This is a genomic window from Paenibacillus psychroresistens, assembly GCF_009728935.1.
Taxonomy (GTDB): domain Bacteria; phylum Bacillota; class Bacilli; order Paenibacillales; family NBRC-103111; genus Paenibacillus_AC; species Paenibacillus_AC psychroresistens.
Genome location: NZ_CP034235.1, coordinates 5,907,255 through 5,921,113, shown reverse-complemented (window position 1 = coordinate 5,921,113; position 13,859 = coordinate 5,907,255). Strand labels below are relative to the sequence as shown.

General features: G+C 41.4%; 12 protein-coding genes. 9 read left to right on the top strand and 3 right to left on the bottom strand.

What is annotated here, in order from left to right:
- The first annotated feature begins 33 nt into the window (after nt 1-33).
- From EHS13_RS27010 to ndk, 8 genes are all read left to right on the top strand, one after another.
- Complete coding sequence (locus EHS13_RS27010) at nt 34-2,103, top strand: bifunctional aldolase/short-chain dehydrogenase (RefSeq protein ID WP_155703357.1); 2,070 nt, start codon at nt 34-36, stop codon at nt 2,101-2,103.
- 120 nt (nt 2,104-2,223) lie between these two features.
- Nucleotides 2,224-3,696, top strand: coding sequence for a rhamnulokinase (gene rhaB / locus EHS13_RS27005; RefSeq protein ID WP_155705525.1), 1,473 nt, complete (start codon nt 2,224-2,226; stop codon nt 3,694-3,696).
- A gap of 271 nt (nt 3,697-3,967) precedes the next feature.
- The gene (locus tag EHS13_RS27000; protein ID WP_155703356.1) at nt 3,968-4,765 is read left to right on the top strand and encodes a DeoR/GlpR family DNA-binding transcription regulator; all 798 of its coding nucleotides are present in this window, start codon (nt 3,968-3,970) and stop codon (nt 4,763-4,765) included.
- Nucleotides 4,766-4,767: 2 nt separating this feature from the next.
- Nucleotides 4,768-5,496: a (Fe-S)-binding protein gene (locus tag EHS13_RS26995; RefSeq protein ID WP_155703355.1), complete on the top strand. Its 729-nt coding sequence runs from the start codon at nt 4,768-4,770 to the stop codon at nt 5,494-5,496.
- Nucleotides 5,493-6,947 carry a LutB/LldF family L-lactate oxidation iron-sulfur protein gene (locus EHS13_RS26990; RefSeq protein WP_155703354.1) on the top strand — a complete coding sequence of 485 codons (1,455 nt, stop codon included), beginning with the start codon at nt 5,493-5,495 and terminating at the stop codon, nt 6,945-6,947. Before EHS13_RS26995 ends, EHS13_RS26990 begins: the two co-directional genes overlap by 4 nt.
- On the top strand, nt 6,944-7,723 hold the full coding sequence (locus tag EHS13_RS26985; RefSeq protein WP_155703353.1) for a LutC/YkgG family protein: 780 nt from the start codon (nt 6,944-6,946) through the stop codon (nt 7,721-7,723). Before EHS13_RS26990 ends, EHS13_RS26985 begins: the two co-directional genes overlap by 4 nt.
- Nucleotides 7,724-7,882: 159 nt before the next feature.
- A complete protein-coding gene (gene glpX, locus EHS13_RS26980; protein ID WP_155703352.1) occupies nt 7,883-8,848 on the top strand; it encodes a class II fructose-bisphosphatase in 966 nt (321 codons plus the stop codon).
- A 144-nt stretch (nt 8,849-8,992) separates the two neighbouring features.
- Complete coding sequence (ndk, locus tag EHS13_RS26975; protein WP_155703351.1) at nt 8,993-9,436, top strand: nucleoside-diphosphate kinase; 444 nt, start codon at nt 8,993-8,995, stop codon at nt 9,434-9,436.
- A 71-nt stretch (nt 9,437-9,507) separates the two neighbouring features.
- Here the strand turns inward: ndk and EHS13_RS26970 are convergent, their stop codons facing one another.
- On the bottom strand, nt 9,508-10,758 hold the full coding sequence (locus tag EHS13_RS26970; RefSeq protein WP_155703350.1) for a Stk1 family PASTA domain-containing Ser/Thr kinase: 1,251 nt from the start codon (nt 10,756-10,758) through the stop codon (nt 9,508-9,510).
- Nucleotides 10,759-10,978: 220 nt separating this feature from the next.
- On the opposite strand from EHS13_RS26970, the gene EHS13_RS26965 reads away from it, so the two are divergent.
- On the top strand, nt 10,979-12,334 hold the full coding sequence (locus tag EHS13_RS26965; RefSeq protein ID WP_155703349.1) for a hypothetical protein: 1,356 nt from the start codon (nt 10,979-10,981) through the stop codon (nt 12,332-12,334).
- 179 nt (nt 12,335-12,513) lie between these two features.
- On the opposite strand, the gene EHS13_RS26960 is transcribed toward EHS13_RS26965, so the two are convergent.
- Nucleotides 12,514-12,825: a Dabb family protein gene (locus EHS13_RS26960; RefSeq protein WP_155703348.1), complete on the bottom strand. Its 312-nt coding sequence runs from the start codon at nt 12,823-12,825 to the stop codon at nt 12,514-12,516.
- Between the two features lie 63 nt (nt 12,826-12,888).
- Nucleotides 12,889-13,767: an AraC family transcriptional regulator gene (locus EHS13_RS26955; RefSeq protein WP_155703347.1), complete on the bottom strand. Its 879-nt coding sequence runs from the start codon at nt 13,765-13,767 to the stop codon at nt 12,889-12,891.
- Nucleotides 13,768-13,859: the final 92 nt, after the last annotated feature.

Sequence of the window (13,859 nt, the reverse complement as noted above, 5' to 3'; positions counted from 1 at the left end):
AAAGTTAATCCAAAACAATACGGAGGTCATGACATGCCAAAAAGCTTATGGAACCAAGAAAAGGCACAAGCATTAACACCAGGATTAGATGAATTAGCGTACCGTTCAAACCTATTAGGAACAGATCGCGCAGTTTGTAATTGGGGTGGCGGTAACACTTCAATGAAAACTACGATTACAGATTTCCGTGGTCGCGAAGTTGAAGTTATGTGGGTTAAAGGCAGTGGTTCAGATCTAGGAACTATGCAAGCTAAGCATTTTACAGCATTGAGAATGGATGATGTACGTCCATTATTCGAACGCGATGTTATGCCTGATGAAGAAATGGTGCCATACTTGGTCAACTCCATGGTGGACGGTAAGCATCCTCGTGCCTCTATTGAAACTTTGCTTCATGCATTCTTACCATATAAACATGTTGATCACACACATCCTGATGCTATTATTTCAATTTGTTGCGCAGATAACGGTAAAGCAGTAGCCGATAAAATTTATGGCAATCGTTATGTTTGGGTGCCTTACATACGCCCTGGGTTCACATTATCCAAGATGATCGCAGAAGGCGTTCGCAACAATCCAAACGCTGAGCTTGTATTGATGGAGAAGCATGGTTTAGTAACTTGGGGTGAAACTTCAAAAGAAGCTTACGATAAAACAATCGCTATCATTCAAGAAGCGGAGTCTTATATTGAAACACAAGTAAACGAAGCTACTTTGTTCGGTGGCACTAAATATAGCGAGATTGCAGAAGATGTACGTAAAGAAATTGCTTCACAAATTATGCCAGTTCTTCGCGGCGCAGTAAGCAAACAAAAGAAAATGATTCTTACTCATGATGATAGTGCGGATGTATTGCAATTCGTTAACAGTGCTAATGCAACAAAATTGACATCAGTTGGCGCTGCTTGCCCCGATCATTTGGTTCATACTAAGATGCTGCCGCTTTTCATTGATTGGGATCCACAAACCAATGATGTTGATGCTTTGCTTGAAAAAATCCAAGCTGGAATTACACAATTCGAAACGGAATATAAAGCTTACTTTGAAGCTAATAAAACCGAAGGCGATGTAATGTTTGAAGCTGCGCCCCGCGTAATCCTAATTCCGGGAATTGGGATGATTAACACTGGTAAAAGCTGGACCATGTCCCAATTGAGCGGCGCGTTATATCACCGTGCGATTGCTGTTATGCGTGGAGCTACAGCACTAGGCGAATTCGTATCCTTAAGTGCAAATGAATCCTATAATGTTGAGTACTGGCCTTTGGAATTGTACAAATTGACTTTAGCACCAGCTGAAGCTGAATTTTCACGCAAAATTGCATTTGTAACAGGTGGAGCAGGCGGTATTGGGAGCGTGACTACACGTACATTGGTTTCCCAAGGAGCTCATGTAGTTATTGCCGATTTGAATTTGGAAGGCGCAGAAAAGGTTGCCCAAGAAATCAATGCACAATATGGCGAAAACCGCGTTATAGCTGTTAAAATGGATGTAACTAGCGAAGAAGCTGTAATAGCTGCATTTAAAGCAACTGCATTAGCTTATGGTGGTGTAGATATCGTAGTAAACAATGCAGGATTAGCTACTTCCTCACCTTTCGATAAGACTTCATTGAAAGAATGGAATCTGAACATGAATGTACTAAGCACAGGTTATTTCTTAGTCGCTCGTGAAGCCTTTATCGTCATGAAAAAACAAGCTATTGGTGGAAATATGGTATTTGTAGGCTCGAAAAACTCGGTTTATGCAGGTAAGAATGCATCAGCCTACAGCACGGCTAAAGCAGCGGAAATTCATTTGGCCCGTTGTATTGCAGCAGAAGGCGGAGAATTCGGAATTCGCGTTAACTCCGTACTTCCAGATGCGATTCTTCAAGGATCAGCGATTTGGAATTCTGGCTGGAGAAATGAAAGAGCAGCCGCTTACGGAATTGCTCCTGATCAATTGGAAGAATACTACCGCAAACGTACAACATTGCTTGTTAATATTTTCCCACAAGATATTGCAGATGCAATCACTTATTTCGCTTCCTCCAAATCGGAGAAAACAACAGGCTGTATGCTTACTGTTGACGGAGGAGTTCCAGCAGCTTTCACACGTTAATTAAATGGTTTGCCCCAAACGTCCTTCCTATTACCTAATAGGGAGGGCATTCCCTTAATTAGCTACAATCAGACAATATGGACTCTTCAAAAGGAGGGTAAACAGATGACATCAGCAGTGATAAGCGTTTTAGCATTTGATCTAGGGGCCTCTAGCGGCAGGGCGATGATCGGACAATGGGATGGAGAGCTTTTGAAATTGGAAGAAATCCATCGTTTTCCTAACGACCCTGTTCTAGTGGGCGAACGGCTGCAATGGGATATTTTGCGATTGTATCATGAAATTAAACAAGGGATATTAAAAGCCAAGATGAAGCAGATACCAATCCAAAGTCTAGGGATAGATTCATGGGCTGTGGATTTTGGAATTATTGGTGCACAAGGCGAGCTTATCGAGAATCCAACACATTACCGGGATAGACGAAATAATGGTGTGATGGAACAAGTAACACAACAGCTCGGAAAAGAAAGAATATTTACGCGGACGGGAATTCAATTCCAACCCTTTAATACGCTTTATCAGCTTGTTGCGATGAAGCAAACCGATTCCTTTGCGCTTAAATATGGCAAAAAACTTTTGATGATCCCTGATCTATTGCGATATTTTTTAACGGGTGAGATGCATAGTGAATTCACCAACGCAAGCACAACTCAAATGTACAATCCAATTTCAGGTAACTGGGATCGGGATTTATTGGATATTCTAGGTTTGCCCAGTGAATTATTAGTTGATATTGTTGCCCCAGGTTCCACCGTCGGTAAGCTGCAAGCATCGGTATGCGAAGAATTAGGTGTTAATTCTATCCCAGTAATTGCAGTTGGTGAGCATGATACCGCTTCCGCTGTTGCTGCAGTCCCTGCTTTAACCAAGGATTTTGCCTATTTAATTTGCGGAACCTGGTCCTTGCTTGGAACTGAGCTAGAGAAACCGGTACTGGAAGAATTGGCATTAAAACATAATTTCACCAATGAGGGTGGAGTAGAAAATACATTCCGCCTGCTCAAGAATATAATGGGCTTATGGCTCTTGCAGGAATGCAAGCGGACATGGGATAAGGCGGGAAATGTACATTCATTCGCTGATTTAGTTAAACAAGCTGAACAAGCTGAGCCTTTTTTGTGTCTGATCAATCCAGATGATGCGATGTTCTTGAATCCGACAGATATGCCTGCACAGATTAAGCAATATTGTAAGGCAAGCAATCAGTCAGTTCCACAAACGGAAGGTCAAATCATCCGTTGTATCCTAGAAAGCTTAGCCTTAAAATATAAAATGGATCTCGGTCTTACTGAAATCTTAGCCCAAAAATCTTTCACCGGCCTCCACATGACTGGCGGAGGAATCAATAATACTTTATTGTGCCAATTCACAGCGAATGCGATAGGCAAAACCGTTTGGGCCGGCCCAACAGAAGGCAGTGCAATCGGAAACGTCCTAATGCAGCTAATCGCTGCTGGTGCGTTTACTAATCTTTCCGAAGCCCGTGCAGCCGTCCGAAACTCCTTCCCAATCGAAACCTACGAGCCGGACGCTTCCACTCAGTCTGCGTGGAACGAAGCCTACGCGCGATTCTTGCAGTTATTCTCAGCTTGAGGATTTGATATATATAATTAAAGATTGGATGAATTGATTATATATCAAGAAAAGTGTAAGGGAGTGATGGGTGTGCCTGGAAAGTTTACGTGCCGCCTTTGAAGATTGCATCCTTACCACCTGATTTATTTCAATAAAAGAGGATGCAAATTCAAGAGTGGCTGGAAGGCACATCTATTGCGCACTGAAGCGCTATTCTATTAGAATTTCTGCAATTCATTAATATTTCAATTATAATTGTTTAAAAACCAAGCCAGAAAGAAGGGCAAGTATGCTCGTAGCGGAGAGACTGAAAAGAATCGAGCACCTAGTCAACCAAAGAGGCAGCATTCGTGTCACGGAACTGAGTCAATTATGTGAGGTTACGGAAGAAACCATCCGCAAGGATTTGGATCGACTGGAAAGCGAAGGCAGGCTGCTCCGTAATCATGGCGGTGCAGTTAGCGTCAAAACAGGTCAGCAGGAAATCCCTTTTTTCGAACGCGAATCGGAAAATAAGCAGCAAAAACAGAATATTGCGCTAGAAGCGGTTCGTCATATTCAAGAACGGGATACCATTGCTTTGGATGCAAGCACAACAGCTTGGTATATGGCTAAATATATGCCTGATATCCACATAACGGTATTAACCAACTCCATCAAGGTCGCTTTAGAATTGAATCAAAAACCCAACATTAAGGTTATTTCAACCGGCGGTGTACTTTCCTCCAACTCGTTTTCATTTGTTGGGCCTTTGGCTGAAAGCGCTTTGAGCCAATTCCATGTGAATAAAGCATTTGTTTCCTGCAAAGGTGTGCATATGGAGCGTGGAATCAGCGAATCTAATGAGCTGCAAGCCTTGGTTAAACAGAAAATGATTCATTCAGCAGATGAAGTTTATTTACTCTCGGATTATAGCAAGTTTGGTGCCCAAGCTTTTGCTTTGGTAGCGCCTTGGACACGAATTCATCATGTGATTACAGATGATAGAACAGATAATAGCTACTTAGATCGACTACGTGAGATGTCTGTGAAAGTAACTCAGCTAACACAATCATTGATTTCTCCGAGCGAGCAGAAAGAAGGTTGAGCATGAAGGTATCTTTATTCATTACTTGCTTAGCGGATCAAATGTATCCGGAGGTTGGTGAAAGTGTTGTGCGGATTTTGCATAAATATGGCTGTGAGGTTGACTTTCCCGCTTCTCAAACCTGCTGCGGCCAGCCAGCATTCAATAGCGGTTATCAAGATGAAGCACGAGAGGTTGCCCGTAATTTAATCCGTGCGTTTGAGCATAGTGATTATGTGGTTTCACCTTCAGGCTCCTGTACAGGGATGGTCCATCATTATTACCCGCATTTATTTAAAGATGAGCCCGATTGGTTGTTGAAAGCAGAAAATCTAGTTAATAAAACCTATGAATTTACGCAATTTGTCGTGAACATTCTGGGCATTACCGACATGGGTGCGGTTTTTAACGGCAAAGTTACCTATCATCCATCGTGTCATGCGATGCGTTTGTTGGGTGTCAAGGAAGAGCCTTTAACGCTGCTAGCTAATATCCAGGGATTAGAATATATTGATTTGCCCAAAAAAGAAGATTGCTGTGGTTTTGGCGGAACGTTTGCTGTAAAAATGGCAGATATGTCCGAAGCCATGGTTTGCGAGAAAGCAGCACATGTACTGGAAACAAATGCTGAGGTTTTGGTTGGCACGGATATGGGCTGTTTAATGAACATTGGCGGTCGTTTGAATAAAGAAGGCAAGCCTATCCGGGTGCTTCACTTATCGCAATTGCTGGAAGGCGGGCATGTCCGATGAATCCAACAGATGAATTAGCACTTATTGGTTCAGGCTTGAAAAGACGAACTGAGCTTGCTCTAGCAGATGAATTCTTGCGCAAAGCAGTAGCTTACACGACGGATAAACTAAAAAGCGGTAAACTAAAAGCAATGGAAGATTTTGGTGATTGGGAAGCTTGGCGTGAGCAAGGAAAAGCCATTAGAACCCATACGGTTTCAAATATAGATTATTATCTCAATCAATTCGCCGACAATGTAAGCAAAGCAGGCGGGCATGTGCATTTTTGTACCACTGGAGCGGAAGCTACTCAGGTATTCATGCGTATAGCTGAGGCAAAAAACGCTAAGCTAGTTGCTAAGGGCAAGTCGATGGTTTCGGAAGAAATTCACTTGAATCATCATCTAGAAGACGCTGGTATTGAAGCGATCGAGACGGATCTAGGGGAATATATTCTCCAGTTAGCTAAAGAAACACCATCTCATTTAATTATTCCTGCCATTCATAAAAACAAACAACAAATTGCCGATCTTTTTACAGCAGAATCAGGTGAGCATTTTGAGCCGAATACCAGAATACTCGCAGATTATGCTAAAAAGAAGCTGCGGAATTATTTTCTGGAAGCGGATATTGGTTTAACGGGCTGTAATTTTGCGATTGCTGAATCAGGTTCGATTACATTGGTTTCTAATGAAGGTAATGCACGTATGGTCTCGACGTTGCCGAAGACCCATGTTGTAATTATGGGTATGGAGCGGTTGGTTCCGAGCTTTGCTGACGTTGAGGTTATGCTTAACTTACTCGCTCGCAGTGCAACAGGGCAAAAGCTAACTACCTATACTTCGTTCATAACAGGACCGAAGCAGCAGGGGGATTTAGATGGTCCTGAAGAGCTGCATGTAATTGTTTTAGATAATGGCCGTTCATCGCAGCTGGGCGATCCTATTTTTCAAGATGTATTGAATTGTATTCGTTGTGCCGCCTGCTTGAATGTTTGCCCGGTTTATCGTCATGTAGGTGGGCATGCCTACGGCACCGTTTATAGCGGACCGATTGGCGCTGTGCTATCCCCTCTGCTCCAACAGGATATGAAGGAAGCCGGCCAGCTAGCGTATGCTTCAAGCTTATGCGGAGCATGCTATGAAGCCTGTCCTGTCAAGATTCCTTTACACGATATGCTGGTTCATCTTCGCCATCGCAAGGTAAAAATGAAAATGACACCGATGCTGGAACGAATCGCTTTTAAAAGCTTTGAATTGGGTTTTGGCAGTGTAACAGTGTACAAAATTGCAACGAAAACCGCTTATTATTTGCAAAAGCCATTTGTGAAAAACGGCAACATTCAAAAAGGCCCTGGACCATTAGCAGGCTGGACTCAATCGCGGTTTTTCCCAATGAAGCCAAAGCGTTCTTTCCGTGATAAATGGGAGGATTTGCAAAAGGAATTAAAGAAGGGGGATAAACAGCCATGAGTGTAAAACCAGGTGCCATTGTAGGAAGAGAAAGCTTTATTAGCCGCTTGTCGAAGAATTTAGGGCGAAGTGAGCTTGCTGCAACTCCCCCACTTAGAATCGAAAAAGGCGTGCCGGCGTTTTATGCGGATAGGCATTTGAATAAGCAAGAGATGCTGGACCTGTTCATCCAGCATTGGACAACCCTAACAGGCAAGGTTCTGTTGGTTAGTGAAGAAGATGCCGGGCCGGCAACTAGTGCTTATTTGGTTGAGGTTTGTAAAGAGCTTGAAGTCGGGGGTGTAGTGCGTTGGGAGCATGAAGGTCTGATCCAATTGGGCTTGGATGCATATTTGGAGGAGCATGGAATTCGTGTTGTACCGTGGAAAGCAGAATCAGAGCAAGCCGAAGCACCCATATCCAATGAAGATCCTGCTGCTTCCAACTGGAGTCAACGTAGTCCATTGCTGCAAGCTGCTGAGCAATGCCGACTTGGTGTGGTTTGGGCAGATTTTGCATTAGCTGAAACTGGATCCGTTGTACTTTGTGCCCAAGGTGGAAATGGCAGATCCGTTTCCTTGCTGCCGGAGGTTCTATTTGCCGTATTCCGTGCAGATCAATTAGTGCGGCGTATGGGGGAAGTTTTCTCAGCGATGGCAGCAAATGAACGTTACTCCAACAATTGGCCTTCTTCCGTTAATATCATTACAGGTCCAAGCCGAAGCGCCGATATCGAAAATGATTTGACGATTGGGATTCATGGTCCAGGCAAAGTATACGCTGTAATTATTGAATAATACGTACTAATAAACGCTAATAAAGCGTTTATTCTTATATATGTTACATTAAATGTTTGAAAATTAGTCATACTCTCTATGAGCCAAACCAAAAAACATGTTGTATACTAAAAGAGGTCGGTCTTTTTTGCAAGTTTTTTAATTAAGGGGGCGGGGATTCTGGAAAGAGAGCTAGCATTAGAGGTTGTACGTGTAACAGAATTAGCAGCATTGGCATCAGCACCTTGGATGGGTAGAGGCGATAAGATTAATGCAGATGATGCGGCAACGTCTGCGATGCGTGCGATGTTCGATTCCGTTTCCATTACAGGAACCGTAGTTATTGGCGAAGGCGAAATGGACGAGGCTCCGATGTTGTATATTGGAGAGAAGCTTGGAAACCGTCAAGGTCCAGAGGTGGATGTAGCGGTAGATCCACTTGAGGGTACAGCGCTGGTAGCAAACGGACTTAACAATGCATTATCCGTAATTGCTATTGCCAATAAAGGGAACTTGCTTCATGCTCCAGATATGTACATGGAAAAGCTGGCTGTTGGACCTGCACTTGCAGGAAAGCTAAGTCTGCTTGATCCTGTAGATGTAACTTTATTAAAAGCTGCAGAAATTCTCAACAAAAAAGTAGCAGATCTTACAGTAATGGTTTTGGATCGCGAGCGTCATCAAAACTTAATTCAAACCTTGCGGGATGTAGGCGTACGGATTAAATTTCTCTCAGATGGTGATGTAGCAGGAGCGATTGCACCTGCATTTCCAGAAACGGGAATTGATTTGTATGTAGGCTCTGGTGGAGCACCGGAGGGTGTTCTAGCTGCTGCAGCACTAAAATGTCTAGGTGGAGAATTCCAAGGAAGACTTATTCCAGAAGATCATTCCCAATTCCAACGTTGTATTGAGATGGGGATCTCTGATCCGTTGAAAGTACTAACGATGGAAGATTTAGTAGGCAATGAAGATGTTATTTTTGCAGCAACTGGTGTGACAGATGGGGAATTCCTAGGAGGTGTCCGCTATTTACCCAATCAACAAGCGGAAACACATTCCATGGTCATGCGCGCTAAGACGAGAACGATTCGTTTTATTCGCACGATTCATTATCTGCCTAACAAACCCTTTTTAAAACAATAAGAATGTATAAGTTTATTTACTTATACTGATCTTATTATTCTGGACAAACGCCCTGTCTTCTTTCAGAAGGACGACTCAGCCGTTTATCCTTGGGCAAAACTAATAAAGAAAATATCAGATAATAAGAAGGAGCGAGTATTTAAAATGGAAAAAACGTATATTATGATCAAACCTGATGGTGTTCAAAGAGGATTAATCGGTCAAATTCTGCAAAGATTTGAAGCAAAAGGCTTGAAATTGGTTGCAAGCAAATTAATGGTAGTAAGCAAAGCTCAAGCAGAAAAGCATTATCAAGAGCATGTGGAAAGATCATTTTTCCCGGAGCTATTGGGCTTCATTACTTCCGGTCCTGTGCTTGCTATGGTTTGGGAAGGCGATCAAGCTGTTGTTACTTGTCGCAACTTGATTGGTAAAACCAATCCAGTAGAAGCGGCTCCAGGAACGATTCGTGGAGATCTTGCCCTACATACAGGGATGAACTTAATCCATGGTTCAGATTCAGTTGAAAGCGCAGAAAGAGAAATCGCGATTTTCTTCGAACAGTCCGAAGTGCAGAGCTACACTAAAGCAGCAGATCAATGGGTTTAGAATAAAAGCAATACAAAAAAAGGCAGCCCCTTGGATTTCTTGGGGGCTGCTTTTATTATATTGCTATATCGTCATCTACTAATCCAAAATACAACCCTATCACCTTGAGCAGCTTTAGTTTCTGGAGGAATATCCTGCTTATAAATAATTCCGATTGGTGTCTCTTTATTAACTTCTTTATGAAAATCATAATGAAGCCTCAAGTGTATTAACACCTTATCTGCTTCTTCAAGCGTCAATCCAATAAGGTTGGGAATTACAATCTCTTCTCCTGGTTCGACCACCGAGTTATCCTCAGTTGGAGTAGGCTCTGGCGTTACAGTCGCTGTAGGCGCAATTGTAGCTGGGATACTAGGCGTTGGTTCAACTTTGCTTGGTTTGTTTGAAGAGTGTAAGGCAGGCCAAATCATCCATATTACGAATATCACGAGGATTACTCCTATGACCGCAAAAGTTTTTCTTTTGTAGAAAGGGACTCTAGTATCATCAAAGTCTTCATCCTCATCGTCATCCTCAGGAGGAACGATCTCAATATTGTAGGTTGCCGGAGGTTTTGGTTGAATTGGAGCTCTAGTTAAAGGCACAGCTGCAGGAATTGGCTCGGTAGTCGAGAATAAATCCTCCGTTTGTGGTTTAATATGCAATAAGCCTTGGAGTCCAATGACTAATGAAGATAAAGAAGCCTGTCCATGATAAGCTCGCCTGACTAGCTTAATCAGTACGCTCTTTTGCTCTGGAGATGCTGGAAGCTGATCAATTTGTAATAGATAGCTATCTAATGCTTTAAAAGGATCTGGAATCTGAGTGGAACCGGTAGAAAGCTGAATAATTAAACTGCACAAGCCCAATGGACCTGTGAATTGCGGTTCGCCATCCTCCCAGAAATTAATAAACGATAGCCGATCATCCTCGCTTAACCATAAATTATCAGCCGCGACTGAAAAACCAGTGATTTGTTCTTCCATCCCATCCAGCATGGATACTCCCAAATCAGAGATCATAGTAATAATCCGGTTAAATACCCAATCTTGGTTTTTTAAGTACTGCAGCAGTGGTTTGCCAGATTTATGTTCAAGCACAATAAAGATGGAATGATCTTCGATGGAAGTATCGAGAATATGTTGAAAGCCAGCATGAACGAAAGCGGAAGCCTTTTTAAACTTACGTATATATTCATTATAGTTATCGTTATTTAGATTATTAATCGTATATAGCATGACTTCTCGTTTTAAGGATAAATCGTCTCCATAGAATAATTGTTTTTTGGATAAGGTTTGAATTTGTGATGAAATCACATATCGTTCTTCCATGGATCGGTTCATTTTAGATTTCCTTCCTCTCCTGGATACGTTGCATCTAGTAAATTATAGTATACAACTGAAAAACAATGCAAATATAAAGTTCCTTTCATTAAGATGTCAAGAATTCACTCTATGATAAATTTCGGTTGACATGTTGGTTTTTAGGGTGTTATGATATTAAAAATTATATATCCGATTATACCAGTCGGAATTATATACAACATCATAGGAGGGATTTTTCATGACCAGATTACAAGCTTCATCTACAAAACTGATAGCTGCTTTGCTATTAACCCTAATTTTTGTGTTTACACAAACGGTAGCTCATGCGGCCCAACCAAACGCTCTTATTTCTCAAGAGGATAGTGCTGCAGAATATAAACAGTATATTAAAGAAAAGTTCAATGTTAGTTTTAATGGAGCGTCAACGAAAGGGCAATTCATTGAAGCCGTGGCTACTATACTCAGCTACAAACCATCAGGTAAAGATATTGCTTTTACAGATCTCAAAGCAGATAATAAGCTATTTCCAGCTGCTGCCTCCTTATATGAGAATGGAATTTTAGGAGGGCCTGGTGTCCAAGCTGAGCAGCCATTATCTAGTATTGTAGCCGTTTCTATTGCAGTAAGGGCAGCTGGATTAAAGGAACTTGCGTATACATATCCGACGGACAAGGTAGCTTTGGTGCTTAAGTCTATTAATCAAAAGAATAACAACTTAGCAATAAAAACGGCACAAGAGCTTGCGGCAGCAGCAGATGCCGGGTTGATCCCAGCTGAGTTGTTAAGCACCTTTCAACCTAATAAAGCAGCAGATGCACAGCTTATTAATACATTACTAGGCAAGATTCTAGTTACCAAAGGGCTTTACAAGCATTATATTGGTTATGTCAACGACGCAGATATCTTTGCAAAGCTTAGCAATGCCTTTGTAACCTCAGATATTATTCATGCCCCTAAGCTGCAATTACTTGTAAATACAGCACTTGAGCAGAATCTTATAACAGGCTACAGCTTGAAGGATTCTCGTTTTAATCCTAATTTTATAAGTTCCTTGTCGCTGATTTACGGACATTCTGATTTAAATCATGCTGTTCAGCTGATTGGACTATTACGTAGTGAGGGGCTTAATGCTAAGGTGCAATTTGAGCCTAAGACATCTGCTTTCATCTTCTTAAAAGAGTGGGGCGAGCCAGGACCGGATGTGGTACAGATTGCTAATGGTAATTTTATTTCCTACGCTAAGGAATTTGATCTTGAATTCGAATTCTCAAGTAAAGAACAAAAGGCTGCTTTTCAAGGAGCAATTCTGGCATATGCTAAGAAAAATGTTAAGGATCAATCTGGCCTGATTGCGAGCTCGTGGTTTCAGCCCTTATACTATTCTTCTACAGAATTAAAAGATTATGAGGTCATAACAAACAATTATATTACAGACAAAGATAGTACGTTCACGGTTAATCCTTTTTCTTTAAATGAAGATTCAGCCAAGGTTGTAGCTGGCTTTAAAGCTATTGATCCCAATGCGATAGTGACCCCGTATCAATTCTGGGTTGATAAGCCCTTCTTTAATTACCTGCATGGTGAACCTCTATAAGCTGTCGATTAAGCCTTCAATTTCACTAGAAATAGTGGAGCTGAAGGTTATTTTTTTTTGTAAATTTTTCAAGCGGCATAATGCTCGCAAAAACAGCCTGCGGCTATGCTCATGCCTTCTTTCTGCTTTAAGCAAAAAGGGATCTAGCATAAAAACACGCAGACTTGATTTGTGCTAAATCATTCGTGAGCAGCTTGAAAATCAATTTCTAGAAAACGAGAAACTTCCTTTAACCAACGATTTTCAACAAAATCCACATGCTTCGGATGCTCATTATAGAAATCATATGCGGCTTGGTCTGCGAAATCCATGGAAAAACCGTAGTCGTAATCATTCTTTGGACTCACTTGGTTAAAGGCTTGGAAATTTGCAACGGTTGGAATAGAGCTAAGAATATCACGGCCATCTTTTAAGAATTGTGCGGCTTCGGCAGAGCCTATCTCGTGCTTTAAACAAAAAATAACCATATGTTTGACTGCCTGTTTGCTCATATTAATCAGACTCCCTATATAGTAGTAAGTTAAACACCATTATAACAGTTTTTCACTAAAATGCTAAATCAGAGTGGATCGGTTCTTGCGCATATCCGTTGGAGTAACGTGTTTGTATTGTTTAAATATCCGGCTGAAATAATAAATATCATGAAAGCCTGAGGCAATCGCAATTTCGGAAACGGTCATAGCTGTGTTGTAGAGTAAGTATTCGGCGCGACCAATTCGGATTCCATTGACATATTCAGTTACCGTTTTGCCCGTTAATTCTTTGAATAATCGACTAAAATGAAAACGGCTTAGACCAGCCATATCAGCTAGTAAATCAATAGTTAATTCTTCTTGATAGGACTCTTCAATGCATTGGAGTATAGGGGCGAAGCGATTAAGATTCTTCATTCGAATGGTATGGTCATTTACGGTTAGAACCTGTGCCACATAATTACGCAGCAATAAGGTCAAGATTCTAAACAAGTAAGATTTAATCGATAGTTCATAGCCAAGCTGCTGGTCTTTGAGCTCTTTAACAATGGCAAGAAAACAGCTTTTGAGCTCCAAATCACAGGTGATTTTATGCGAAAACATAATTAAATTTTGCATGATGGGTGTAATGAATTTAGTTTCTGTAGCGTCAAAAAAAGGGCTATGTAGAATTTCGGGATCGAATATCAGCGCATAATAGAACAAATCTGTTGAGGCACTAACACCTGCATGCAGGTCATTGCTGTTTACAACGATAAGATCATCCGTTTCCATGGTAAAAGGTACTGAATTACATTCAATAATCGCTTTTCCAGAAAGGCAAAATAAAAATTCTATATGCTTGTGCCAATGATTCGGAAATAATAGTTTACCATATTCATCTATTGTGGTTCGATGTACTTTTACTGGGAAATGTGGATTTGGCATGTCCATAGGTTCGAGTAAAGCAGCAGGCTTCATAATTATCCCTCCCATTAAATAGCACATTTGTCCAAATTAATAGCATCCTGCTTCATGGTTATAATATCTGTACCTATTATAATACAAGAGAG

Coding starts and splice junctions, on each gene's coding strand:
- EHS13_RS27010 (WP_155703357.1), top strand. CDS start 34: ATGCCAAAAAGCTTATGGAACCAAGAAAAGGCACAAGCATTAACACCA.
- EHS13_RS27000 (WP_155703356.1), top strand. CDS start 3,968: ATGCTCGTAGCGGAGAGACTGAAAAGAATCGAGCACCTAGTCAACCAA.
- EHS13_RS26995 (WP_155703355.1), top strand. CDS start 4,768: ATGAAGGTATCTTTATTCATTACTTGCTTAGCGGATCAAATGTATCCG.
- EHS13_RS26990 (WP_155703354.1), top strand. CDS start 5,493: ATGAATCCAACAGATGAATTAGCACTTATTGGTTCAGGCTTGAAAAGA.
- EHS13_RS26985 (WP_155703353.1), top strand. CDS start 6,944: ATGAGTGTAAAACCAGGTGCCATTGTAGGAAGAGAAAGCTTTATTAGC.
- ndk (WP_155703351.1), top strand. CDS start 8,993: ATGGAAAAAACGTATATTATGATCAAACCTGATGGTGTTCAAAGAGGA.
- EHS13_RS26970 (WP_155703350.1), bottom strand. CDS start 10,758: ATGAACCGATCCATGGAAGAACGATATGTGATTTCATCACAAATTCAA.
- EHS13_RS26965 (WP_155703349.1), top strand. CDS start 10,979: ATGACCAGATTACAAGCTTCATCTACAAAACTGATAGCTGCTTTGCTA.
- EHS13_RS26960 (WP_155703348.1), bottom strand. CDS start 12,825: ATGAGCAAACAGGCAGTCAAACATATGGTTATTTTTTGTTTAAAGCAC.
- EHS13_RS26955 (WP_155703347.1), bottom strand. CDS start 13,767: ATGAAGCCTGCTGCTTTACTCGAACCTATGGACATGCCAAATCCACAT.